The organism is Pseudomonas sp. BS3782 TE3695, from assembly GCF_050435305.1.
Lineage (GTDB): Bacteria > Pseudomonadota > Gammaproteobacteria > Pseudomonadales > Pseudomonadaceae > Aquipseudomonas.
In genome coordinates this window covers 5,756,397-5,778,873 of record NZ_JBNDKB010000001.1, presented here as the reverse complement: position 1 = coordinate 5,778,873, position 22,477 = coordinate 5,756,397, and the positions used below count along the sequence as shown (strand labels likewise).

18 protein-coding genes and 1 pseudogene are annotated in these 22,477 nt (G+C 59.7%); 14 read left to right on the top strand and 5 right to left on the bottom strand.

Features of this window, described 5'->3' with window-relative positions; translation table 11 throughout:
- Positions 1-134 precede the first annotated feature (134 nt).
- Positions 135-2,411 (bottom strand): putative bifunctional diguanylate cyclase/phosphodiesterase, encoded by a 2,277-nt coding sequence (locus ABH909_RS26150; protein ID WP_429438672.1) that lies wholly within the window; start codon positions 2,409-2,411, stop codon positions 135-137.
- A gap of 292 nt (positions 2,412-2,703) precedes the next feature.
- Between ABH909_RS26150 and ABH909_RS26145 the strand changes: the two genes are divergently transcribed.
- Complete coding sequence (locus tag ABH909_RS26145) at positions 2,704-4,056, top strand: spinster family MFS transporter (protein WP_429438669.1); 1,353 nt, start codon at positions 2,704-2,706, stop codon at positions 4,054-4,056.
- A 173-nt stretch (positions 4,057-4,229) separates the two neighbouring features.
- Here the strand turns inward: ABH909_RS26145 and rapA are convergent, their stop codons facing one another.
- A complete protein-coding gene (gene rapA / locus ABH909_RS26140) occupies positions 4,230-7,076 on the bottom strand; it encodes an RNA polymerase-associated protein RapA (protein WP_429438667.1) in 2,847 nt (948 codons plus the stop codon).
- 229 nt (positions 7,077-7,305) lie between these two features.
- Here rapA and ABH909_RS26135 point away from each other — a divergent pair, with 229 nt between their 5' ends.
- The 3 genes from ABH909_RS26135 (at position 7,306) to ccoM (ending at position 8,174) form a co-directional block, all read left to right on the top strand.
- Positions 7,306-7,647 (top strand): hypothetical protein, encoded by a 342-nt coding sequence (locus tag ABH909_RS26135; RefSeq protein ID WP_052966937.1) that lies wholly within the window; start codon positions 7,306-7,308, stop codon positions 7,645-7,647.
- A gap of 104 nt (positions 7,648-7,751) precedes the next feature.
- The gene (locus ABH909_RS26130) at positions 7,752-7,913 is read left to right on the top strand and encodes a hypothetical protein (protein ID WP_007906621.1); all 162 of its coding nucleotides are present in this window, start codon (positions 7,752-7,754) and stop codon (positions 7,911-7,913) included.
- 144 nt (positions 7,914-8,057) lie between these two features.
- Positions 8,058-8,174, top strand: a complete 117-nt coding sequence (ccoM, locus tag ABH909_RS26125) for a cytochrome c oxidase subunit CcoM (protein WP_007906619.1) — start codon at positions 8,058-8,060, stop codon at positions 8,172-8,174.
- 273 nt (positions 8,175-8,447) lie between these two features.
- On the opposite strand, the gene ABH909_RS26120 is transcribed toward ccoM, so the two are convergent.
- Complete coding sequence (locus tag ABH909_RS26120) at positions 8,448-9,923, bottom strand: inorganic phosphate transporter (RefSeq protein WP_429438664.1); 1,476 nt, start codon at positions 9,921-9,923, stop codon at positions 8,448-8,450.
- A gap of 377 nt (positions 9,924-10,300) precedes the next feature.
- On the bottom strand, positions 10,301-10,501 hold the full coding sequence (locus ABH909_RS26115) for a hypothetical protein (protein WP_007903846.1): 201 nt from the start codon (positions 10,499-10,501) through the stop codon (positions 10,301-10,303).
- Positions 10,502-11,168: 667 nt separating this feature from the next.
- Here ABH909_RS26115 and pcaR point away from each other — a divergent pair.
- From pcaR to pcaC, 10 genes and pseudogenes are all read left to right on the top strand, one after another.
- The gene (gene pcaR, locus ABH909_RS26110; RefSeq protein ID WP_429438661.1) at positions 11,169-12,011 is read left to right on the top strand and encodes a pca regulon transcriptional regulator PcaR; all 843 of its coding nucleotides are present in this window, start codon (positions 11,169-11,171) and stop codon (positions 12,009-12,011) included.
- A 287-nt stretch (positions 12,012-12,298) separates the two neighbouring features.
- Positions 12,299-13,645, top strand: coding sequence for an MFS transporter (locus ABH909_RS26105; RefSeq protein WP_427625736.1), 1,347 nt, complete (start codon positions 12,299-12,301; stop codon positions 13,643-13,645).
- A gap of 270 nt (positions 13,646-13,915) precedes the next feature.
- Positions 13,916-14,773 carry a CoA transferase subunit A gene (locus tag ABH909_RS26100; RefSeq protein WP_429438658.1) on the top strand — a complete coding sequence of 286 codons (858 nt, stop codon included), beginning with the start codon at positions 13,916-13,918 and terminating at the stop codon, positions 14,771-14,773.
- Positions 14,773-15,552, top strand: coding sequence for a CoA-transferase subunit beta (locus tag ABH909_RS26095; RefSeq protein WP_429438656.1), 780 nt, complete (start codon positions 14,773-14,775; stop codon positions 15,550-15,552). The genes ABH909_RS26100 and ABH909_RS26095 overlap by 1 nt, the downstream gene beginning before the upstream one ends.
- Positions 15,549-16,755, top strand: a pseudogene (gene pcaF / locus ABH909_RS26090) (3-oxoadipyl-CoA thiolase). The gene ABH909_RS26095 and the pseudogene pcaF overlap by 4 nt, the downstream one beginning before the upstream one ends.
- Positions 16,756-16,806: 51 nt before the next feature.
- On the top strand, positions 16,807-17,511 hold the full coding sequence (gene pcaH, locus ABH909_RS26085) for a protocatechuate 3,4-dioxygenase subunit beta (RefSeq protein ID WP_095632375.1): 705 nt from the start codon (positions 16,807-16,809) through the stop codon (positions 17,509-17,511).
- 1 nt (position 17,512) lies between these two features.
- A complete protein-coding gene (gene pcaG / locus ABH909_RS26080) occupies positions 17,513-18,079 on the top strand; it encodes a protocatechuate 3,4-dioxygenase subunit alpha (protein WP_429438653.1) in 567 nt (188 codons plus the stop codon).
- 157 nt (positions 18,080-18,236) lie between these two features.
- Entirely contained in the window at positions 18,237-19,601 is a 1,365-nt protein-coding gene (locus ABH909_RS26075) for a 3-carboxy-cis,cis-muconate cycloisomerase (RefSeq protein ID WP_429438650.1), read from the top strand.
- Positions 19,602-19,612: 11 nt separating this feature from the next.
- The gene (gene pcaD / locus ABH909_RS26070; RefSeq protein ID WP_429438647.1) at positions 19,613-20,419 is read left to right on the top strand and encodes a 3-oxoadipate enol-lactonase; all 807 of its coding nucleotides are present in this window, start codon (positions 19,613-19,615) and stop codon (positions 20,417-20,419) included.
- Between the two features lie 10 nt (positions 20,420-20,429).
- Entirely contained in the window at positions 20,430-20,822 is a 393-nt protein-coding gene (gene pcaC, locus ABH909_RS26065; protein ID WP_017336845.1) for a 4-carboxymuconolactone decarboxylase, read from the top strand.
- 118 nt (positions 20,823-20,940) lie between these two features.
- Here pcaC and ABH909_RS26060 read toward each other — a convergent pair whose 3' ends face one another.
- Positions 20,941-22,200 (bottom strand): OprD family porin, encoded by a 1,260-nt coding sequence (locus ABH909_RS26060; protein ID WP_429438644.1) that lies wholly within the window; start codon positions 22,198-22,200, stop codon positions 20,941-20,943.
- Positions 22,201-22,477 lie beyond the last annotated feature (277 nt).

Below are 22,477 nucleotides of genomic sequence, written 5' to 3'. Positions count from 1 at the left end.
CCTGTGCATCGCTCGGGGGAATCCTTTCCTTGATCATGATGAATCGGCCAGTACTCGATGATCTTTAATCAAAAGGAGGCTAAATGATGGCAACGTTGCCAGCGCTAGGGTTTGCCGGAATCGTTTTTCACCGATCAGCGGATTGGCCGCACAACGGATGCGCCTCCATGGGGGCCAGGGCTTCCTGGAAAAGGATCCGTCGACGCTAGTGCAGTTGTACCGCGAGCCAGGCTCAAAGGATTGACGGGGTGTTTGCGCTGATTGATTTCGGCCAGCACCGGGCGCAGCTCGGCCAGCGGCACCGGACGGCTGAGCAGGTAGCCCTGAACGAAATCGCAGCCATGGCGTTCGAGAAAGTCGTATTGCTCGAAGGTTTCAACGCCTTCGGTAACGACCTGCAAATGCAGGGTATGGGCCATGACGATAATGGCCTGGACGATTTCCATGTCCTGGGTGGCCTTGGGAATGTCCTGAATGAACGAGCGGTCGATCTTCAACGTGTTCAATGGCAGGCGCCTGAGGTAGGCCAGGGATGAATAGCCGGTGCCGAAGTCATCGATCGACAACGAGACACCGAGGGCGCGAATCTGGCGCAGTAACACCAGGGTGTTGGTGATATTGCCCATCAGCGCATTCTCCGTCACTTCCAGTTCCAGCCGCTGTGGTGCTACCCCGAAGGCGTGCAGGGCGTGTTCGATTTCGTCGGCCAGTTCTTCTCGCGCCAGGTTCAGGGGCGAGCAATTCACCGCGATTCGGAGTTCTTCGCAGCCATGGTGGGATAGCTCGCCCAAGTCTTCACAGGCCTTGCGCAGCACCCAGTTGTCCAGATCGGCAATTAGGCCGTTGGCTTCGGCAATGGTGATGAACCGATCCGGCGTGAGCAATCCATGAACCGGGTGTTGCCATCGAATCAGCGCTTCGAGTTTGGTGACCTCGCCAATTCTCAGGTCATAGATCGGCTGGTAATACAGCATCAACCCGATGTTTTCGCGCAGGGCATGCCGCAATTCTTCTTCGAGTTGCAACTCCAGGGTGGCGCGGGTTTTCAGGTTTGAACTGAAAAAATGCAGGGCATTACGACCGCAATCCTTGGATTGATAGAGCGCCAGGTCGGCGTTTTTCAGCAGTTCTTCGCACGTCTTGCCGTCTTCGGGAAACAGGCTGATGCCGATGCTGGTGGTCATGACCATGCGCCGCCCCGACAACTCGATGGGTTCCTTCATTTTCAGCATGATGCGCTGGGCCATTTGCCGCGCTTCTTCACGGTCATACAAGGTGATGAGGATGCAGAATTCGTCGCCTCCGAAGCGCGCCACCACGTCATCATGGCTGCGCACCGAGGCCTTGATGTGGCTGGCCAGGACTTTGAGCAATTCGTCACCGGCGTCATGGCCGAGGCTGTCATTGATCCGCTTGAAATGGTCGATATCGAGGAACATCACCGCGAGCATGCCGCCTTCATTGGTTTTCTCGATGAGTTTCTCGGCGAAGATCTGGTTGAAGCCTCGTCGGTTGATCAGGTTGGTCAAGGGGTCGTAATGCGCCACCTGTTGCAGCGACATGCGTGCCTGATCCAGTTGACTGAGCAGGGCGTTGACCCGTTGCAGGTCATGCTCTTTGTGTTGCAGTTTCTTGTCTGCCCATGCCGCGCTGATACCGCTGCCGATGATCAGCAGCGTCATGACCGCTACCGTCAGCCCCAGTTGCAGGTGATTGTTGTCAGCGGGCAGCGGTTCGAGGCTGCCGGCGGGCAGCACCAGGCTGAACGCCGCCATACCGGTGAAATGCATGCTCACGATGCCAGCCCCAAGCACCAGGCTGGCGGCGTATTTGAGCAACTGATGAAACACGCCGGCGCCATCGCGCAGGTGACTAGAGATCAACAGGGCGGCCAGGCTGGCACCGATGGCGATCACAATGGAAAGCACGAACAGAACGGGTTGGTAATAAGCCATCGCGTTCGATCGAAAGGCGGCCATGCCCACGTAATGCATGGTTGCGATGCCCAGGCCGATCCACACGGCGGCCCGCAGGTATTGCCAGAAATTTAGCTGAGGATGACTGAGGGTATGCATGGCCAGCCACGAGGCGGTCAGGGCGAACAACAGCGAGAGCAGGATAGTGGGCAAGTGGTAATGGATTTCGATCGGCGCCTGGAACGCCAGCATGCTGATGAAATGCATGGCCCAGATACCGCCCGCCAGACACCCCGCACCGACCCAGCACCAGAGTCGTTGGGAGGCGGGGTTTTCCACATGGCCGACCCGCTCGGTCATGCCCAGCGTGGCGAAACCGGTTGCGCAAGCCACGAGATAGGCCAGCAACACCAAAAACGGGTTATGGGTGCAATTGAGTATGACCTGCCCGCTCTCCGGTAGCCCGGTCATGAAATGCAAACCAAGCCACTCCATAGCATATCCCGTCTCTGAGTCATCCTGGCCAGCGCCATGCACGCTGGCGAATGCTTGCAGTATAGAGGCCTTGCAAGGAGCGCAAGCGGTGATGGCACAGTAGTGCCAATGTTTTTGGAATGGTCTTTAGAACGATTGGAAATAAATTGTTTTATGGCACGCGTTGGCTGCCATGGATGGGTATCAACATTACGAATAATTACAGACAGCGCGGGTGCGCCTGACTAGATTGTCGGTTCCGGGCTCGAATGCGTTGGCAGTGAAGCCCCAATAACAATAAAGAGACGGACCCATGCAGAACTCGACCCAAGCGGCGAATGCCTGGCGCATTCTGTTCCTGCTGTTCCTGGCCAACCTGTTCAACTTCTTCGATCGCACCATCCCGGCCATCATCATCGAGCCGATCCGCATGGAATGGCACCTCAGCGACTTTCAACTGGGGATCATCGGCACCGCATTCACCATCGTTTACGCCATTGCCGGCCTGCCTCTTGGGCGATTGGCCGATACCGGTTCGCGCAGCAAGTTGATGGGCTGGGGCCTGGCAACCTGGAGCGGGCTGACGGCGGTCAACGGGCTGGTGGGCAGTTTCTGGAGTTTCCTGATCGTGCGCATGGGCATCGGCATCGGTGAAGCCAGTTACGCGCCGGCCGCCAACTCGCTGATCGGCGATTTGTTCCCGGCCCATCGTCGAGCTCGGGCCATGGGCATTTTCATGCTGGGTCTTCCGCTGGGGTTACTGCTGGCGTTCTTCACCATCGGCTGGATGGTCAAGACGTTCGACAGCTGGCGCGCGCCGTTCTTTATAGCGGCAGTGCCGGGGCTGATCCTGGCGGTGTTCATGTTCTTCATCAAAGAGCCAAAACGCGGCGCGGCGGAAAGCGTGCAAGTGTCTCAGGAACGCGTGGACCGGCCGATCCGTCGAGTGCTGGCGGTGCCGACTTTCCTGTGGCTGGTCATGGCGGGGCTGTGTTTCAACTTCGCGACCTATGCCTGCAACTCGTTTCTGGTGCCGATGCTGCAGCGATATTTCCTGATGCCATTGCAGGAGGCAGCAGTGGCGACCGGGGTGATCGTCGGGGTGACCGGGCTGTTCGGCCTGACACTCGGCGGCTGGATCGCCGACAAAATTCACCAACGCGTGGCCAATGGTCGGCTGCTGTTCGCGGCGTTCAGCCTGGTCATTTCGACCGTGTGCACCGCTTGGGCGCTGCACGCCGGACGCATCGAGATCGGAGTATTCGTCGCGGTATTCAGCCTGGGTTGGCTGTTTGCCTACAACTTTTATACCTGCGTGTACACGGCGATTCAGGACGTGGTTGAACCGCGTCTGCGCGCCACGGCGATGGCGTTGTTCTTTGCCGGGTTGTATTTGCTGGGTGGGGGATTGGGGCCGGTGGTGGTCGGCGGATTGTCGGATCACTTTGCCCATAGCGCGATGCTCTCGGCGGGTGCCGAACAGATGACCGAGGCGTACAAGGCGGTCGGTTTGCATGATGCGATGTTCCTGATCCCGGTGGCGCTGTTCTTTACCATGGTGTTTCTGTTTTTGGCCTCGCGGTGTTTTGTCAGGGATGCCAAGCGGATGAAAGAGGGGTTGGTGGCGATGGTTGAGCCTGGGATTGCAGCGGCGCCCGCGGTTTAAGATCAAACGATCGCAGCCTTCGGCAGCTCCTACAGGGGCATCGTGATCGGCGGGACCCTGTAGGAGCTACCGAAGGCTGCGATCTGGGCGGCGGTTGTTTCACCACAGATCTTCAGAAAGCAAAAAGGCCCGCATCGCTGCGGGCCTTCTTGTTTCAGCGGTGGAGCAGGAGATTAACCCGCCACCAACACCCGAATCGCTTCCAGTCGCAGCGCGGCTTTGTCGAGCATGGCCAGGCCTTGCTCACGTTGCTTGCGCAGGGCAACCAGTTCGCTGTCGCGCACGGTCGGGTTGACCGCTTGCAACGCGCTCAGGCGTGCCAGTTCTTCGTCGGTATCCGCCGCCAGACGACGTTGCGCCTCGGCCACGCGCTCGGCGTGACGCGGGGTGATTTTCTCTTCGCCGGCGTTGATCCGTGGCGTCAACTGGTCGCGCTGGGCCTGGATGAACTTGTTGGCGCTGGCGCGGGGTACGCTTTCCAGTTGATCGTTCAGGGTTTCGAACGACACTCGAGTCGACAGGTCGTTGCCGTTGGCATCGAGCAGGCAGCGCAGGGCGGCCGGTGGCAGGTAACGGCCCAACTGCAGCGAGCGCGGGGCAACCACTTCACTGACATAGAGCAGTTCCAGCAACACGGTGCCCGGTTTCAGCGCCTTGTTCTTGATCAGTGCCACGGCGGTGTTGCCCATCGAGCCGGACAGGACCAGGTCCATGCCACCTTGAACCATCGGGTGTTCCCAGGTGATGAACTGCATGTCTTCGCGAGACAGCGCCTGGTTGCGGTCGTAGGTGATGGTCACGCCTTCGTCGTCGCCCAGCGGGAAGCTGGCGTCGAGCATTTTTTCGCTTGGCTTGAGGATCAGCGCGTTTTCCGAATGGTCTTCGCTGTCGATGCCAAAGGCGTCGAACAGGGTTTCCATATAGATCGGCAAGGCGAACTGATCATCTTGTTCGAGAATGGCCTCGACCAGCGCTTCACCTTCGCCGGCACCGCCGGAATTGAGCTCCAGCAAGCGGTCGCGACCGGTGTGCAGTTCGGCTTCCAGACGCTCACGTTCGGCGCGGGCTTCGTCGATCAGCGCTTGCCACTCGCCGTCATCGGCAGTTTCCAGCAGCGGCAGCAGGCGCGGGCCGAATTGATGCTGCAAGGCGTTGCCGGTCGGGCAGGTGTTGAGGAACGCGTTCAGCGCTTCGTGATACCACTGGTACAGCCGCTCTTGCGGGCTGGTTTCCAGGTACGGCACGTGCAGCTCGATGATGTGCTTCTGACCGATCCGGTCGAGACGACCGATACGCTGCTCCAGCAGGTCCGGGTGCGACGGCAGATCGAACAGTACCAGATGGTGCGAGAACTGGAAGTTGCGACCTTCACTGCCGATTTCCGAGCAGATCAGCACTTGAGCGCCAAATTCTTCGTCGGCGAAGTAGGCGGCGGCGCGGTCACGCTCAAGAATGTTCATGCCTTCGTGGAAGACCGTGGCCGGAATGCCGGAACGCACGCGCAGGGCGTCTTCCAGGTCCATGGCGGTTTCGGCGTGGGCGCAGATCACCAGCACTTTGGTGCGCTTGAGCATTTTCAGGGTGTCGATCAGCCATTCGACACGTGGGTCGAATTTCCACCAGCGCTCTTCTTCGTTGGCGTCCGGCTGGGCCTGGAAGCTGACTTCCGGGTACAGCTCGGCGTGATCGCCCAATGGCAGTTCGAGGTACTCGGCCGGGCACGGTAGCGGGTACGGGTGCAGTTTGCGCTCAGGGAAACCCTGCACGGCGGCGCGGGTATTACGGAACAGCACGCGGCCGGTGCCGTGACGGTCCAGCAGTTCGCGGACCAGACGGGCGCTGGCTTCGGTGTCGCCATCGTTGACGGCGGCCAGCAGGGCTTCGCCTTCGTTGCCGAGGAAACCGTGGATGGTCTTGTGCGCTTCAGGCGACAGGCGCCCCTTGTCCAGCAGCTCCTGAACGGCTTCGGCCACCGGGCGATAGTTTTCGCTCTCGGCGCGGAAGGCGTGCAGGTCATGGAAACGGTTCGGGTCGAGCAGGCGCAGACGCGCAAAGTGACTGTCCTGACCCAGTTGTTCCGGGGTCGCGGTCAGCAGCAAGACGCCGGGAATGACTTCGGCCAGTTGCTCTACCAGCGAATACTGAGGGCTGACTTGATCTTCGTGCCATACCAAATGGTGCGCTTCGTCGACCACCAGCAAATCCCAGCCGGCGGCGAACAACGCGTCCTGGGCTTTTTCGTCATCCACCAGCCATTCAAGGGCAACCAGAGCAAGCTGGGTGTCTTCGAACGGGTTGGCGGCATCGCTCTCGATGAAGCGTTCTTCGTCGAACAGTGCGACTTGCAGGTTGAAGCGGCGGCGCATCTCCACCAGCCATTGGTGCTGGAGGTTTTCCGGCACCAGGATCAGTACGCGATTGGCGCGGCCCGAGAGCAGTTGGCGATGAATCACTAGACCAGCCTCGATGGTCTTGCCCAGCCCCACTTCGTCTGCCAGCAGAACCCGCGGCGCGATGCGGTCGGCGACTTCACGGGCAATGTGCAACTGGTGAGCGATCGGTTGCGCACGCACGCCGCCCAGGCCCCAAAGGGAGGACTGCAACTGGCGGCTGGTGTGTTCCAGGGTGTGATAACGCAGGGAGAACCAGGCCAGCGGATCGATCTGGCCGGCGAATAAACGGTCGCTGGCCAGACGGAATTGAATGAAATTCGATAGCTGGGTTTCCGGCAGGGTGACCACTTCGTTCTGCGCATTGAGGCCGTGGTAGACCAGCAGGCCATCGACATCGTCGACTTCCTGGACCGTCAGTTTCCAGCCTTCGAAGTGAGTGATGCTGTCACCCGGCGAAAACCGCACGCGGGTGAGGGGCGCATTCCTTAGCGCGTACTGGCGAGTGTCGCCAGTGGCCGGATAGAGCACGGTCAACAAGCGGCCGTCCTGTGCCAGAACGGTGCCCAAACCCAGCTCGGCTTCGCTGTCACTGATCCAGCGTTGCCCCGGTTGATACTGCTGCGCCATGCTGCCTGACTCCCACCTTGAAAAAGCGGGCTATCTTAACGGAATGAGCCTTCAGGACCAAAGGATTACATGCGCGCGCCGATGGAGGATACGAACTTTTCGGGAGCTGAAGATCAAAAGATCGCAGGCTGCGCCAGTGCCTCCGGTGCCAAGCGGATCACAAGTTTGCGACCGATGGCTCAAGTCGCCATTCCCGCAGCCGACAGCCTGCTGACAGGAGACTGATAATATGCTGCCACCGATGCTCCCCTTGAGCGCCGTACCGATCACGTCACAGCAGGATCCGATTCGCCAACGCCCGGATATTCCGCCCGTGGTGCCGGTGCAGGAAAGCTCCAACGAAAGCACCATCGACCTGCAAAAGCGCGATCCGGAGGAGGCAGGCCTGCAGCTGCGCGAGGAACAGCGTCGGCAACAGGAACGGGAGCGCCGCCGTCGTGAGGCCGATGAAGATCCCGAAGAGCACCTGGCGATTCCCGGCAATGAGCTCAATGCCGACAACACCGTACCGGTGGTGCCGTTGATGGAGGATCAGCCGCGTCAGGGCTTGTGGGTCGATATTGAGATCTGAGCATCGGATCACTGGTCAGCGTCCGCGCCAGACCGCATTATTGGCGTAATCCTGTCGCCTTTAATCGGCAGTTGAATTCATTTCCAAGCGATGCACTGAACACCATGAGCCAAGATGACAAGCTGATCGACCTCAATACCGAACGCGCCAAGCGGGTTCATGACCTTAATGAAAAGCGCCTGAATGAAGTGCGCCAGGCGTTCGAGCAGGCGATGCCGTTGGGCAAAGCGAAGAAAAAGCCGAAGAACAAACCGAAAAAGCGTTGAAACACCCTGCATCGATTGATGCAGGTCAGTTATTTCCCTTCCTTTCACGCCCTTGTAGGGCGGCATTGATCCCGGTCAATTTTCTCTCCTGCCCGATTGGTTAACTTAGCTCCATCGCAACAGGGCAAGTGCAGGAGGCCAGTCATGTTTTTTGACAACGTGGTGATCGCCGGAGTGCTGACTGTCGGCCTCATGGTTCTGTTTTTTGCAGGGTTTGGATTTTTTATCTGGAAAGATTCGCACAAGCGGAAAAAACCGTAGGGTCTTTCTGGAGCAATGAGCACGCAAGGCATTTTGGGCGACTTCGGTCGCCCTTTTTTTTGCCTGCAAAAAACTGTCGGATGTACATAGAACTACTGTGGGAGCGGGCTTGCTCGCGAAGGCGTCAGGTCAGCCAACATCAATGTTAAATGACACACCGCTTTCGCGAGCAAGCCCGCTCCCACATTTGATTTGTGGTGTTTTTTGGGAAGATTGCAGCAATAAAAAAGGCGCGAACCTCACGGAACGCGCCTTTTTTTGTGCCGCTGTGTATCAGCTGCCGAGTGCCTTCGACGCCAGCCAGAACAGGCCGGCCGACAGGGCCACGGTGGCGGGGAGGGTCAGGACCCAGGCCAGCAGGATGGTTCTGACGGTGCCGCCTTGCAGGCCGCTTTTGTTCGCGACCATAGTGCCGGCCACGCCTGAAGACAGGACATGGGTGGTGGAAACCGGCAAGCTGAAGATGTTCGCCGCGCCGATCATGCACGCTGTGGTGATCTGCGCCGACATGCCTTGGGCGTAGGTCATGCCTTGCTTGCCGATTTTCTCGCCGATGGTCAGGACCACGCGTTTCCAGCCAACCATGGTACCCAGGCCGAGGGCCAGTGCGACCGCCAGAATTACCCAGAACGGGGCATATTCGGTGGTGGTGGTCAGGTCCTTGCGCAGTTTGTCCAGGTCAGCCTTTTCACGGGCAGCGAGGCCTGGCAGCTTGGCGACTTTCTTCGCGGTGTCGTCCAGGCATAGCAGATAGCGACGTACTTCGATGCGGCTTTCCGACGGCAACGAATGGTAGTCGGCTACACCTTTAAGGGTGCCAAGCAGCGCTGAAATGGTCGGTTCGGTCTGTTGCGGGTTGCAACGGAATTTCTCCGGCAGATCGCCTTTCACGCTTTTGCCCAGTGCCAGGAACTCACCCAGGGATTCGCGGTTGCGCTCGTAGAACTGGCTCAGGTGCAGGGTCGCATCGCGAGTACGTTCGATCTGGTAGGTGGTGCTGTTCAGGTCGAGAACGAACTGCGCCGGCACGATGCCGATCAGCACCAGCATGATCAGGCCGATACCTTTCTGGCCATCGTTCGAGCCGTGTACGAAGCTGACAGCCATCGCCGAAATCACCAGCACCAGACGGTTCCAGAATGGCGGGTGTTTCTTGTCGTCGATCTTGCGGCGCTGTTCCGGTGTCTTGTGCATCTTGGACAGCGGACGCCACCATTTAAGACTGATCAGCACCAGGGCGGCGATCAGGAAACCGGCCATTGGCGAGAACACCAGGGAGGCACCGATATCAATCGCTTTCTGCCAGTTCACGCCATCGGCCAACGGAATATCGTTGATCAGGGCGTTGGCCAGGCCGACACCGAGGATCGAACCGATCAACGTATGCGAGCTGGAGGCGGGGATACCGAAGTACCAGGTGCCCAGGTTCCAGGTGATGGCGGCGGCGAGCAACGAGAACACCATGGCCAGTCCGTGACCGGTATTCACATTGATCAGCAGTTCTACCGGCAGCAAATGGACGATGGCATACGCCACGCCCACACCGCCCAGCAGCACGCCGAGGAAGTTGAACACACCGGAAAAGAACACCGCCAGATGAGGCGGCATGGCTTTGGTGTAGATAACAGTGGCCACCGCGTTTGCGGTGTCATGAAAGCCGTTGATGAACTCGAAGGCGAGGACAAAAGCCAGGGCGAGGAAGAGGCTCACAAGCACCCAAGCATCCAGTCCGCTGAATAAATCGATCATGAAGGTTTTCTGACCCGGTCGTAAGGGGGCGCGATTATGCCAGAAAAGATGGGTAATCGATGCACTAGCTGCTCATCGGTTACATTCTTCAACGAATTAATTTGTGGCAATCCTCCCGGCCCCAGATTTTTTCAGGGTTTTACAAGTCATTGAATTCGCTTGCAAAGGCCGTAGCCACAAGGGTTTCTCCCGGCAAGGCGAGAGGCTTGAACGCGTGCGTGAAATATCTGAGAAGAGAGTCGGACAGGAGCCATTTACCTCATCCAGTGAATGAGGGGACCGCCGCCCGCTTGTAGCGGGCGCGAAAAGCATCATCGATACAGCCCGCTTTTAACAGGTGTAGATGCAGGCTCTTGAAAGAATTCAAACCGAGGCAGTCATGGCTCTTCGGCTTTGAGTTCCTTTTCCATCTTCTGTAATTCCTGGGAGAAGGCCTGGTCCTGAACGGTGGCGCGTTTACGCCAGGGTTTGCGTTCGGGTTCGGGCTGAGCGGCGTAGGTGGTGACTTCCCCGCCGTAAACTTCCTTGTAACGTTGTTCCTGGCGCTCAAGTTCCGCGCGCAGTTCGTCTTTCGTCACAGTGCTACCTGATTGAGTTGAGATTAATTCTGGTGAAACGCGCTGCATCGATTTATTGACCGCGTTCGTTGAAGGGACAATGCCTGACTCGGCATCGTTCCCTCGGAGCAATCAATTCGTCCTTGTTGCAGGCGGCCACGGCACCAGAGAAAAACAGCTGACGTAGCATCAGTCTCCTGTTTCAGCGAGCGCGTTGGCGAAGCTTATGAAATGAGCGTCAGGCGCTTGCTGCGGACAGCGGCAATGGATATTGCGCTGCCGGTTGGCGAAATCGGCAGGTAAAAAACCGCTCGCCACTGAGATGCATTATAGCGGTCGATCCGAAGAACACTATATCTTGAGAGTTAAAAGTAGTTCCTCGTGTGTGATTGTTTTGGTACTCGCAAACTTTTACCGGTAACTACGGTGCCGTGATGCCAGTTACCGCGGTGACTTTCTGGCGTCATTAAGCCGAACGAATTAATACACCGGCGCTTCTTTAAAACGTGACCGAAAATAACGAGCGTATTGCATGAGGACTAAAAACAGCAGGGCTCACCCTGAGCAACCACCGATTGCGATTATCGGTCCATGGTTCGATAATCGCCCAATCTTGGTGGCCGGTGGCTTGTGCGTCAGACCGGGAGCCGCTTGTAATAGTCGCTGACCCGTGTGGGAAACAACCGATATGAACGATCAAATGCGCAATTCCTTCGCTTCAGTGGCACCGCCGATCGTTGCCTCGCCCGCCAAGCGCATCCAGGCGCTGACCGGTGACCCGGATTTCATGACCTCTTTGGCTCGTGGCTTGGCGGTGGTGCAAGCATTCCAGGAGCGCAAGCGGCACCTGACCATTGCGCAGATCAGCCATCGCACAGAAATTCCCCGCGCCGCTGTGCGACGTTGCCTGCATACGCTGATCAAGCTCGGTTACGCCACCACCGATGGGCGTACCTATTCGCTGCTGCCCAAAGTATTGACCCTGGGCCATGCCTATTTGTCGTCGACGCCATTGGCGGTTTCGGCCCAGCCGTATCTGGACCGCATGAGTGAGCAACTGCATGAGGCCTGCAACATGGCCACGCTGGAAGGCGATGACATTTTGTACATTGCGCGCTCGGCGACCACCCAGCGGCTGATTTCCGTCGACCTTTCGGTGGGCGGGCGATTACCGGCCTATTGCACGTCCATGGGCCGGATTCTTCTCGCCGCCCTGGACGACACGTCACTGCGCGAATACCTCGACCATGCAGAGCTGCAAGCCAAGACCAGTCGCACCTTGCATACCCCCGAGACGTTGCTCGAATGCCTGCAAGAGGTACGGCAACAAGGCTGGTGCATCGTTGATCAGGAATTGGAGCAGGGCCTGCGCTCAATTGCCGTTCCGGTGTACGACGCTTCTGGCCAAGTGGTGGCGGCGTTAAACGTCAGCACCCATGCCGGTCGGGTCAGTCGCAATGAGCTGGAACAACGTTTCTTGCCCGGCCTGTTAAGTGCCAGTCGTGACCTGAGCGCGCAGCTCTTTGCCTAAGCTGTTCGATAAACGCACAGAGTCGCGTTTATCGAATTGACGCTCTTTCCCTCGGATCATTAATGTCGCGGCAGCGTCATCCGGCACTGTTGGCCTTCAGCCAGTCGCCGGATCACGCCCCAATAATAATGAGAAGAGGCATCGTCATGCGCACGTTTCCCGACTGTCGCTGTTCCCATCGGTTTAGCTGCCGAAACCGGATTGCCTGATCCCGACCTCCTTTCTTGTCGTAGCGTCAGCCCCGGCTGACACCTGTTCGACTGCGTTCTTTGCGTGGAATAAAAATAATGAACCAGCCTCAGTCTGCTGTAGGAAACTGCCTCGACGTGCAGTCCTTCATCAACACTCAACCCATTTCGCGCTACCAATGGCGGGTGGTGATTTTATGTTTCCTGATTGTTTTCCTCGATGGCCTCGACACTGCGGCCATGGGGTTTATCGCGCCGGCACTGTCCCAGGACTGGGGCATCGATCGCGCCAGTCTCGGCCCGGTGATGAGTGCGGCGTTGATCGGGATGGTCTTCGGCGCCTTGGGCTCCGGCCCATTGGCTGACCGCTTCGGGCGAAAAGTCGTATTGGTGGGCGCGGTGTTGGTGTTCGGCGCTTTCAGCCTGGCGTCGGCCTATAGCACCAACGTCGACCAACTGCTGGTACTGCGATTCCTCACCGGCCTGGGCCTGGGCGCCGGCATGCCGAACGCCACCACGCTGCTGTCTGAATACACCCCGGAGCGCAAGAAATCCCTGCTGGTGACCAGCATGTTCTGCGGCTTCAACCTTGGCATGGCCGGGGGCGGGTTCATCTCGGCCAAACTGATCCCGGCCTTCGGCTGGCACAGTCTGTTGATGATCGGCGGGGTTCTGCCGTTGATCCTCGCTGTCGTCTTGCTGTTCTGGTTGCCGGAATCGGCGCGCTATCTGGTGGTGCGCAATCGTGGCACGGACAAGGTGCGCAAGGCCTTGGCGCCGATCGACCCGACGGTGGTGGCACAGGCTTCGAGCTTCAGCGTGCCGGAACAGAAAACCGTGAAGGCGCGCAATGTGTTTGCGGTGATCTTTTCCGGCACCTACAGCACCGGCACGTTGTTGCTGTGGCTGACGTACTTCATGGGCCTGGTGATTGTTTACCTGTTGACCAGTTGGTTGCCGACACTGATGCGCGACAGTGGTGCGAGCATGGAGCAGGCGGCGTTCATCGGTGCGCTGTTCCAGTTCGGTGGGGTGTTGAGCGCAGTGGGTGTGGGCTGGGCGATGGACCGGTTCAATCCGCACAAGGTCATCGGCATTTTCTACTTGTTCGCCGGGGTGTTTGCCTACGCGGTAGGGCAGAGCCTGGGCAGCATCACATTGCTGGCGACCCTGGTGCTGGTGGCCGGGATGTGTGTCAACGGCGCGCAATCGGCGATGCCGTCGCTGGCGGCGCGGTTTTACCCGACTCAAGGGCGGGCGACCGGTGTGTCGTGGATGCTCGGGATTGGCCGCTTCGGCGCGATCCTCGGTGCATGGATGGGCGCCACGTTGCTGGGCCTGGGCTGGAACTTCGAGCAGGTGCTGACGGCGCTGGTGATTCCGGCCGCGTTGGCGACCACGGCAGTGGTGATCAAGGGCATGGTCAGCCATGCGGATGCGACCTGAGGGCAAGTTTCAGATTCTTCAGCGAGTTTGATGGCCTCTTCGCGGGCAAGCCCGCTCCCACAAGGATTGCGCATCAACCTGTGGGAGCGGGCTTGCTCGCGAAGCTTTTAGGGATCGGTAGCGAGACAACAATCTGTTCGATAAACGAACACTCAGTCGATTATCGGATTGTTTAGCGTTTTTCAGGGGCTTAACCTTCAGTCATTCCGGCGCCGAACCTCGCGCCTTTTTCTACCACTGTCGATTCATAACAACACGGGAGCCTGCCCCATGGCTGAAATCCTTTCGCTGCATGACGCGGTAAAGCAGTTCGTCAACGACGGCGATACCGTCGCGCTCGAAGGCTTTACTCACCTGATTCCTACGGCGGCGGGTCACGAAATCATCCGTCAGGGCAAGAAAGATCTGACCCTGGTGCGGATGACGCCCGATTTGATCTACGACCAGTTGATCGGTGCCGGTTGTGCTCGCAAGCTGATTTTCTCCTGGGGCGGTAACCCAGGTGTGGGCTCGCTGCACCGTCTGCGTGATGCGGTCGAAAGGCAATGGCCGCATGCGCTGGAAATCGAAGAACACAGCCACGCCGACCTGGCCAATGCCTACGTCGCAGGCGCTTCGAGCTTACCCTTCGCGGTGCTGCGTGCCTACGCCGGTTCCGACCTGCCGAAGGTCAACCCGCTGATCAAAACTGTCACGTGCCCGTTCACCGGCGAAGTGCTGGCGGCGGTGCCGTCGGTGCGCCCGGACATCACCGTGATTCACGCGCAGAAAGCCGACCGCAAAGGCAACGTACTGCTCTGGGGCATTCTCGGCGTGCAGAAAGAAGCGGCGCTGGCCGCCAAGCGCTGCATCGTCACTGTTGAAGAAATCGTCGACGACCTCAATGCTCCGATGAACGCTTGCGTGCTGCCGACCTGGGCCTTGAGCGCGGTCTGCCATGTACCGGGGGGCGCGCATCCGTCCTACGCCCACGGTTACACCGAGCGCGACAACCGCTTCTATCAAGCCTGGGACCCGATTGCCCGCGACCGTGAAACCTTCACCGCGTGGATCAACGAGTACATCCACGGTTGCGCTGACTTCAGTGAGTTCCAGGCCAAGCTGGCCGCTGCTTCGGAGGCCAAGTAATGACTTACACCACCCATGAAATGATGACCGTCGCCGCCGCCCGCCGTCTGAAAAACGGTTCGGTATGCTTCGTCGGCATCGGCCTGCCGTCGAAAGCCGCCAACCTGGCACGTCTGACTTCCTCACCAGATGTAGTCCTGATCTATGAATCGGGGCCGATCGGTGCCAAGCCGAGCGTATTGCCGTTGTCGATCGGTGACGGTGAGCTGGCGGAAACCGCCGACACCGTTGTCCCGACCGGTGAGATCTTTCGCTACTGGTTGCAGGGCGGGCGCATCGACGTCGGTTTCCTCGGCGCCGCGCAAGTCGATCGCTTCGGCAACATCAATACCACCGTGGTGGGCGACTACCATCAGCCGAAAGTTCGCTTGCCAGGCGCCGGTGGCGCGCCGGAAATCGCCGGTTCCGCCAAGAGCGTATTGATCATCCTCAAGCAGTCGGCGCGCTCCTTTGTCGACAAGCTCGACTTCATCACCTCGGTCGGCCATGGCGAGGGCGGTGATTCACGCAAGCGTCTCGGCCTGCCGGGCGCTGGCCCTGTCGGCATTATTACTGACCTGTGCATCATGGAACCCGAAGCGGATACTCATGAATTCGTGGTAACCGCGCTGCACCCAGGCGTGACCCGCGAGCAAGTGATTGCCGCCACCGGCTGGGCGATTCGTTTTGCCGATCAGGTGGAAAACACCGCCGAGCCCACCGAGGTCGAGTTGACGGCGCTGCGCGATCTGGAAGCCCGCACCGCTGCCGCCCACGGCCAAGCACCCGGAGAAGCCTGATGCGTGACGTTTATATCTGCGACGCCATTCGCACCCCCATCGGCCGTTTCGGCGGCGGCCTGTCGACGGTTCGCGCCGATGATCTGGCCGCCGTGCCGATCAAGGCACTGATGACGCGCAACCCCTCGGTGGACTGGAGCGCGGTGGACGAGGTGTTCCTCGGTTGCGCCAACCAGGCCGGCGAAGACAACCGTAACGTGGCACGCATGGCGTTGTTGCTGGCGGGCCTGCCGGAAACCATTCCCGGGGTCACCCTCAATCGCCTGTGCGCTTCAGGCATGGATGCGATCGGTACGGCGTTTCGGGCCATCGCCAGCGGCGAGATGGAGCTGGCGATTGCCGGCGGCGTCGAGTCGATGTCTCGCGCACCGTTCGTGATGGGCAAGGCCGATGCGGCGTTCTCGCGCAACATGAAACTGGAAGACACTACCATCGGCTGGCGTTTCATCAACCCGTTGATGAAAGCCCAATACGGTGTGGATGCGATGCCGCAGACCGCCGATAACGTGGCCGACGACTACCGGATTTCCCGTGCTGATCAGGATGCGTTCGCCCTGCGCAGTCAGCAACGCACGGCCGCAGCGCAGGCAGCAGGATTTTTCGCCGAAGAAATCGTCGAAGTGCGGATTGCCCACAAGAAGGGTGAAAGCGTTGTCACGCAGGATGAGCATCCCCGTGCTGACACGACACTGGAAAACCTGGCCAAACTCAAACCGGTCAATGGCCCCGACAAAACCGTCACCGCTGGCAATGCCTCCGGGGTGAACGACGGTGCGGCGGCGTTGATTCTGGCCTCGGCCGAAGCAGTTAACAAAGCACGGCCTCACCGCCCGCGCCAAAGTGCTCGGCATGTCCAGTGCCGGCGTTGCACCTCGGGTGATGGGCATCGGCCCGGTGCCAGCTGTGCGCAAATTGACCGAGCGCCTGGGCCTGGCGGTCAGCGATTTCGACGTGATCGAACTCAACGAAGCGTTCGCCAGCCAAGGCTTGGCGGTGTTGCGTGAACTGGGATTGGCAGATGACGCGGCGCAGGTCAACCCGAACGGTGGCGCCATTGCCTTGGGCCATCCGTTGGGCATGAGCGGCGCACGACTGGTACTGACCGCGCTGCATCAGCTGGAAAAAACCGGTGGCAAGAAAGGTCTGGCGACCATGTGCGTCGGTGTCGGCCAGGGTCTGGCCTTGGCGATCGAACGGGTCTGACACGCTTGGCTGTGAATAAAGCGTCGACTAATAAGAACTGAGGAAAGCGTAATGACTGACAAGCCTGGTTACCGTCGCCCGCAGGCGGGCACTCAGCCGGAATACCTGCACCCTCCTTATCAATCCACCAACCTTCGCTCGCCCTCCAAGCCGTTGGTGTTTTTGCCTCATTCACTGTCGGAAATCACCGGGCCGACCATCGGCGCCGAGCGCATCCAGGAGCAGGACAATGACCTGACTGCCCAGCACTCGGGCGAACCATTGGGTGAACGAATCATCATTCACGGCCGTGTGCTGGATGAAAACGGTCTGCCGGTGCCGGGCATTTTGGTAGAGATCTGGCAGGCCAACGCCGCCGGTCGCTACAACCATGCGCGTGACCTGCACGACGCGCCGCTGGACCCTAACTTCACCGGCACCGGCCGTACCGTGACCGACGCCGATGGCTGGTATCAGTTCCAGACCATCAAGCCAGGCGCCTATCCGTGGGGTAACCATCACAACGCCTGGCGCCCGGCGCACATCCATTTCTCACTGTTCGGGCCGAGTATTCTCACGCGGCTGGTGACCCAGATGTATTTCCCGGGCGACCCGTTGCTGGCTTACGACCCGATCTACAACTGCGTGCCGGATACGAGTGCCAAAGAGCGCCTGATCGCCCGCTTCGACCTGGAAAAAACCATCCCTTCCTATGCCCTCGGTTATCGCTGGGACATCGTCTTGCGCGGCCGCGAAGCCACGCCGATGGAGAAATAAGATGACGCTGAACGCGACCACGTCCCACACCGTCGGGCCGTATTACCACATCGGCCTGACCTGGCTGAACCGTGAAGACCTGACCGTTGCACAAACCCTCGGCGAGCGCGTGGCGATCACCGGGCAAGTCGTCGATGGCAACGGCGACTTCGTCAACGACGCGATGCTCGAAGTCTGGCAGGCCAACGCCGCCGGCAAGTACGACCATCCCGAAGACGACCAAGACAAACCCCTGGACCCGAATTTCGAAGGGTTTGGCCGGGTGCCGGTGGATGCAGAAGGGCGCTTTCGATTTACCACGATCAAACCGGGCACAGTGGAAGGCCTGAAGGGCACGACCCAGGCGCCGCATTTGGTGGTGCTGGTGTTTGCTCGCGGGTTGGTGAAGCACTTGCTGACGCGGATTTACTTTGATGGCGAACCGGCCAACGTGGCGGACCCGTTGCTGGAGTGCGTGCCAGCCGAACGCCGTAGCACCTTGCTGGCGAAGCGGGATGCTGCGGGTGTTTATCAGTGGAATGTGATTTTGCAGGGGACGGATGCCGAGACGGTGTTCTTCGATTATTGAAATCAAGATCAAAAGATCGCAGCCTTCGGCAGCTCCTACCGGGAAGGGGTATGGTTCCTGTAGGCGCTGGCGTCTCCTGCGATCTTTTGGCGCCTGCACAACGACCTTTGATTTCTACGCGTCGGCCTGACCGGCCCCACGCTTGCAAGGACTGTTTATGAACCAGCGACCGGGCAATCAATTGTTCGATGCCTACTTCACGGCACGCGACATGCGTGAGGTGTTCTGCGATCAGGGCCGGGTTCAGGCCATGCTTGATTTCGAAGCGGCACTGGCCCGGGCCGAGGCGCGGGTTGGGCTGATTCCGCAGACGGCTGTTGCGTCTATCGACGCGGCATGTCGGGCCGAACATTACGACTTCGCCGCGCTGGGTGAGGCGATTGCCACGGCGGGCAATTCGGCGATTCCTCTGGTCAAGGCGTTGGGCGAGCAGATCGCCAAGAACGATGCCGAAGCCGAGCGTTACGTGCATCTGGGCGCGACCAGCCAGGATGTAATGGACACCGGCCTGGTGCTGCAACTGCGCCGCGCGCTGGAATTGATCGAAGCTGATCTGGCGCTCCTGGGGGAAACCCTCGCGACCCAGGCTTGGCGTTACGTCGCCACGCCGCTGGCCGGGCGCACCTGGCTGCAGCATGCGACACCGGTCACCCTCGGCATGAAAATCGCCGGTTGGCTGGGGGCGGTGACGCGCAGCCGTCAGCGTCTGCTGGAACTCAAACCGCGCCTGTTGGTGCTGCAATTCGGTGGTGCCTGCGGCACCCTCGCGGCCCTCGGCGAGCAGGCAATGCCGATTGCCGAAGCCTTGGCCGCAGAACTGCAACTGACCTTGCCGGAACAACCCTGGCACACCCAGCGCGATCGTCTGGTGGAGTTTGGCGCGGTGCTCGGACTGATCGCCGGCAGCCTCGGCAAACTCGGTCGTGACATCAGCCTGTTGATGCAGACCGAGGCCGGCGAAGTGTTCGAACCGTCGGCGCCGGGCAAGGGCGGTTCCTCGACCATGCCGCACAAACGCAACCCGGTGGGTGCGGCGGTGCTGATCGGCGCGGCGACGCGGGTGCCGGGTTTGCTCTCGACCTTGTTTAGCGCGATGCCGCAGGAGCACGAACGCAGCCTGGGCCTGTGGCATGCCGAATGGGAAACCCTGCCGGAGATTTGCTGTTTGGTGTCAGGCAGCCTGCAACAAGCGCTATTGGTGGCCGATGGACTGGAAGTGGACGCCGACCGCATGACGCGCAACCTCGATCTGACCCAGGGCCTGGTGCTGGCCGAAGCCGTGAGCATCGTGCTGGCGCAACGGGTCGGCCGCGACACTGCGCACCATCTGTTGGAGCAGTGCTGCAAACGCGCAGTGGCCGAGCAACGTCATCTGCGCGCGGTGCTCGGTGACGAGCCGCAGGTGACTGCCGAGCTGTCGGACGCCGAACTCGATCATCTGCTGAACCCCGCCCATTACCTCGGTCAGGCCCATACCTGGGTCGAGCGAGCGGTGGCTGAACATTTTGCGTTGATAGCTTGAAGGAGACTGCCGTGGCATTCGTACAACTCGCCGAGGGCGAACTGCACTACCAAATTCAAGGGCCGCAACTCGATGGACCGGCGGATGCGCCGGTGTTGGTGCTGTCCAACTCGCTGGGCACCGACCTGCACATGTGGGACGCGCAAATCCCTGCGTTCACCGAGCATTTTCGGGTGTTGCGCTTTGATACCCGTGGTCACGGCCAGTCGTTGGTGACGCCGGGGCCGTACAGCATCGAGCAACTGGGCCGCGACGTACTGGCGCTGCTGGACGCGCTGCACATCGACCGCGCGCATTTCTGTGGGCTGTCCATGGGCGGGTTGATCGGCCAATGGCTGGGGATCAATGCCGGTCAGCGTTTGAACAAACTGATCGTGTGCAACACCGCGGCGAAAATCGGCGACCCATCGGTGTGGAATCAACGGATCGAAACCGTGCTGCGTGACGGCTCGGCGGCGATGGTTGCCCTGCGCGATGCGTCGATTGCGCGCTGGTTCACTGCGGATTTTGCCGAGGCCAATCCGGCAGCGGTTAAGCGGATTACCGACATGCTCGCGGCAACTTCGCCTGAAGGTTACGCGGCCAATTGCGCGGCGGTACGTGATGCCGATTTCCGCGATCAGTTGTCTTCGATCAAGGTGCCGCTGCTGGTGATCGCCGGCACTGAAGACGCGGTGACGCCACCGTCCGGCGGGCATTTCATTCAGGAACATGTGCAAGGTGCCGAGTACGCCGAGTTCTACGCCGCACACCTGTCCAACGTCCAGGCCAGCGCTGCGTTCAGCGACCGGGTTCTGGCATTTTTGTCAGCTCATTGAGGGGATTGTTGTGGACGAGAAACAACGTTACGACGAGGGCCTGAACGTTCGCCGCGCAGTACTGGGCGACGCCCATGTCGATCGCAGCCTGAATGCGCTGACCGAATTCAACTCGGAGTTCCAGGAGATGATCACCCGCCACGCTTGGGGCGACATCTGGACCCGCCCGGGCCTGCCGCGCCATACCCGCAGCCTGATCACCCTCGCGATGCTGATCGGCATGAACCGCAACGAAGAACTCAAACTGCACCTGCGCGCCGCCGCCAACAATGGCGTCACCCGCGGCGAGATCAAGGAAGTGATCATGCAGAGCGCGATCTACTGCGGCATCCCGGCGGCCAACGCGACCTTCCACCTGGCCGAGTCGGTGTGGGATGAGTTGGGGGTTGAATCGCGGGAGTAACTGTCCACCACCCACCTGTGGGAGCAGGCTTGCTCGCGAAAGCGGTTTAACATTCAGCATTGATGCAAGCTGATGCACCGCTTTCGCGAGCAAGCCCGCTCCCACATTTGGTCTGTGTTTACAGCAAGCTGATCGGATAGCTGACGATCAACCGGTTTTCGTCGAACTCGTTGTTGCTGAAGTCGCGGCGGATGGTGGAATTGCGCCATTTGACGTTGAGGTCTTTGAGCGTGCCGCTCTGCACGGTATAGGCCAGTTCGCTTTCGCGGCCCCATTCCTTGCCGTCGCTGGTGGTTGCGGTGTGTACGTTGTCGCCGCTGATGTAGCGGTTCATCAAGGTCAGGCCCGGCACGCCGAGGGCGGCGAAGTTGTAGTCGTGGCGCAATTGCCAGGATCTTTCCTTCGCGTTGTCATAGCTGGCGTTGTAGCTGTCGTTGGCCAACGTGCCGCCGCTGGTGCCGTTGACCCGCATCCAGGCGCTGTCACCGCTCAGTTTTTGCAGGCCGATGTAGAAGGTGTTGCCGCCATATTTGGCCGAGAACAGGCCCGACCACGTCTTGTTGTCCAGCTCGCCGGCCCGGGCGCTGCCATCATCCTTGCCGTAGAAGAACCCGAGATTGGCGCCCAGCGTCCAGTCGCCCAGCGGTTGGGTGTGGATCAGGTTGACGTATTGCTGGCTGTAGATGTCCTTGAGTTCAGCGTTCCACAGGCCGATCTGAGTGCGTTTGCCGTTGAAGGCATATTCCCCGCCCTGGAAGTTGAAGCGGTCTGAAGTGAATGCCGTTTTGCCGGTCATCGACATGTCATTCATGCTGCTGTCATCGCGCGGGCTGTTGGCGCGGAACTGGCCGCCGTAGAGGGTCAGGCCGTCAATTTCCTTCGAGGTGATCTGGCCGCCACGGAAAGTTTGCGGCAGCGAGCGACCGTCGTCGGAACGCAGGATCGGCAGCACCGGCATCCATTCGCCGACCTTCACTTCGGTCTGGGACAGCTTGGCCTTGAGCGCCACGTTGGTGCGACCGAAGTTGTCCGCCGGGCGACCATCGTGATCCAGCGGCAACAACTGCGTACCGCCGGTGCCTTTGCCGCCGTCGAGCTTGACCGAGTACAAACCCAGCACGTCCATGCCAAACCCGACGGTGCCCTGGGTGAACCCGGACTTGGCGTCGAGGATGAAACTTTGCGTCCACTCTTCAGCCTTGCCCTGGCTTTTGGTCGGGTTGGTGAAGTTACGGTTGATGTAGAAATTGCGCAGGTTCAGGTTGACCTTGGCGCCTTCGACAAAACCGGCTTCCTCGGCCATGGCGGGCAGAGCCGCAGTGGCCAATGCGATGGCGATCAGGCTGGGAAAGAAATACTGCGCGGTGGAAGGGGTCATGGGCTCGGGTCTCTCTAATTCTTGGGGATGAAACGGGGCGGTGCCGCAACGTTTGGGTTGCAGACATAAGATGTCGAATTCAGAAAAGCGAGGACGAAGTCAACCGGACAGGGCAGGGCGCGAGGACATGGTGTCGAACCTGTTGTTATTGGTTTTGTGCGACAGATGGTGAGGGAAAGGGACTAAACGGTTCAATCGGCGAGGGCGGGTTCTGGGCGATTATCGAACGGCAAAAGATCAAAAGATCGCAGCCTTCGGCAGCTCCTACATAAAATCG

Coding starts and splice junctions, on each gene's coding strand:
- ABH909_RS26135 (WP_052966937.1), top strand. CDS start 7,306: ATGCTGCCACCGATGCTCCCCTTGAGCGCCGTACCGATCACGTCACAG.
- ABH909_RS26145 (WP_429438669.1), top strand. CDS start 2,704: ATGCAGAACTCGACCCAAGCGGCGAATGCCTGGCGCATTCTGTTCCTG.
- rapA (WP_429438667.1), bottom strand. CDS start 7,076: ATGGCGCAGCAGTATCAACCGGGGCAACGCTGGATCAGTGACAGCGAA.
- ABH909_RS26100 (WP_429438658.1), top strand. CDS start 13,916: ATGGCTGAAATCCTTTCGCTGCATGACGCGGTAAAGCAGTTCGTCAAC.
- pcaR (WP_429438661.1), top strand. CDS start 11,169: ATGAACGATCAAATGCGCAATTCCTTCGCTTCAGTGGCACCGCCGATC.
- ccoM (WP_007906619.1), top strand. CDS start 8,058: ATGTTTTTTGACAACGTGGTGATCGCCGGAGTGCTGACTGTCGGCCTC.
- ABH909_RS26075 (WP_429438650.1), top strand. CDS start 18,237: ATGAACCAGCGACCGGGCAATCAATTGTTCGATGCCTACTTCACGGCA.
- ABH909_RS26130 (WP_007906621.1), top strand. CDS start 7,752: ATGAGCCAAGATGACAAGCTGATCGACCTCAATACCGAACGCGCCAAG.
- ABH909_RS26120 (WP_429438664.1), bottom strand. CDS start 9,923: ATGATCGATTTATTCAGCGGACTGGATGCTTGGGTGCTTGTGAGCCTC.
- ABH909_RS26105 (WP_427625736.1), top strand. CDS start 12,299: ATGAACCAGCCTCAGTCTGCTGTAGGAAACTGCCTCGACGTGCAGTCC.
- pcaG (WP_429438653.1), top strand. CDS start 17,513: ATGACGCTGAACGCGACCACGTCCCACACCGTCGGGCCGTATTACCAC.
- pcaH (WP_095632375.1), top strand. CDS start 16,807: ATGACTGACAAGCCTGGTTACCGTCGCCCGCAGGCGGGCACTCAGCCG.
- ABH909_RS26060 (WP_429438644.1), bottom strand. CDS start 22,200: ATGACCCCTTCCACCGCGCAGTATTTCTTTCCCAGCCTGATCGCCATC.
- ABH909_RS26095 (WP_429438656.1), top strand. CDS start 14,773: ATGACTTACACCACCCATGAAATGATGACCGTCGCCGCCGCCCGCCGT.
- ABH909_RS26150 (WP_429438672.1), bottom strand. CDS start 2,411: ATGGAGTGGCTTGGTTTGCATTTCATGACCGGGCTACCGGAGAGCGGG.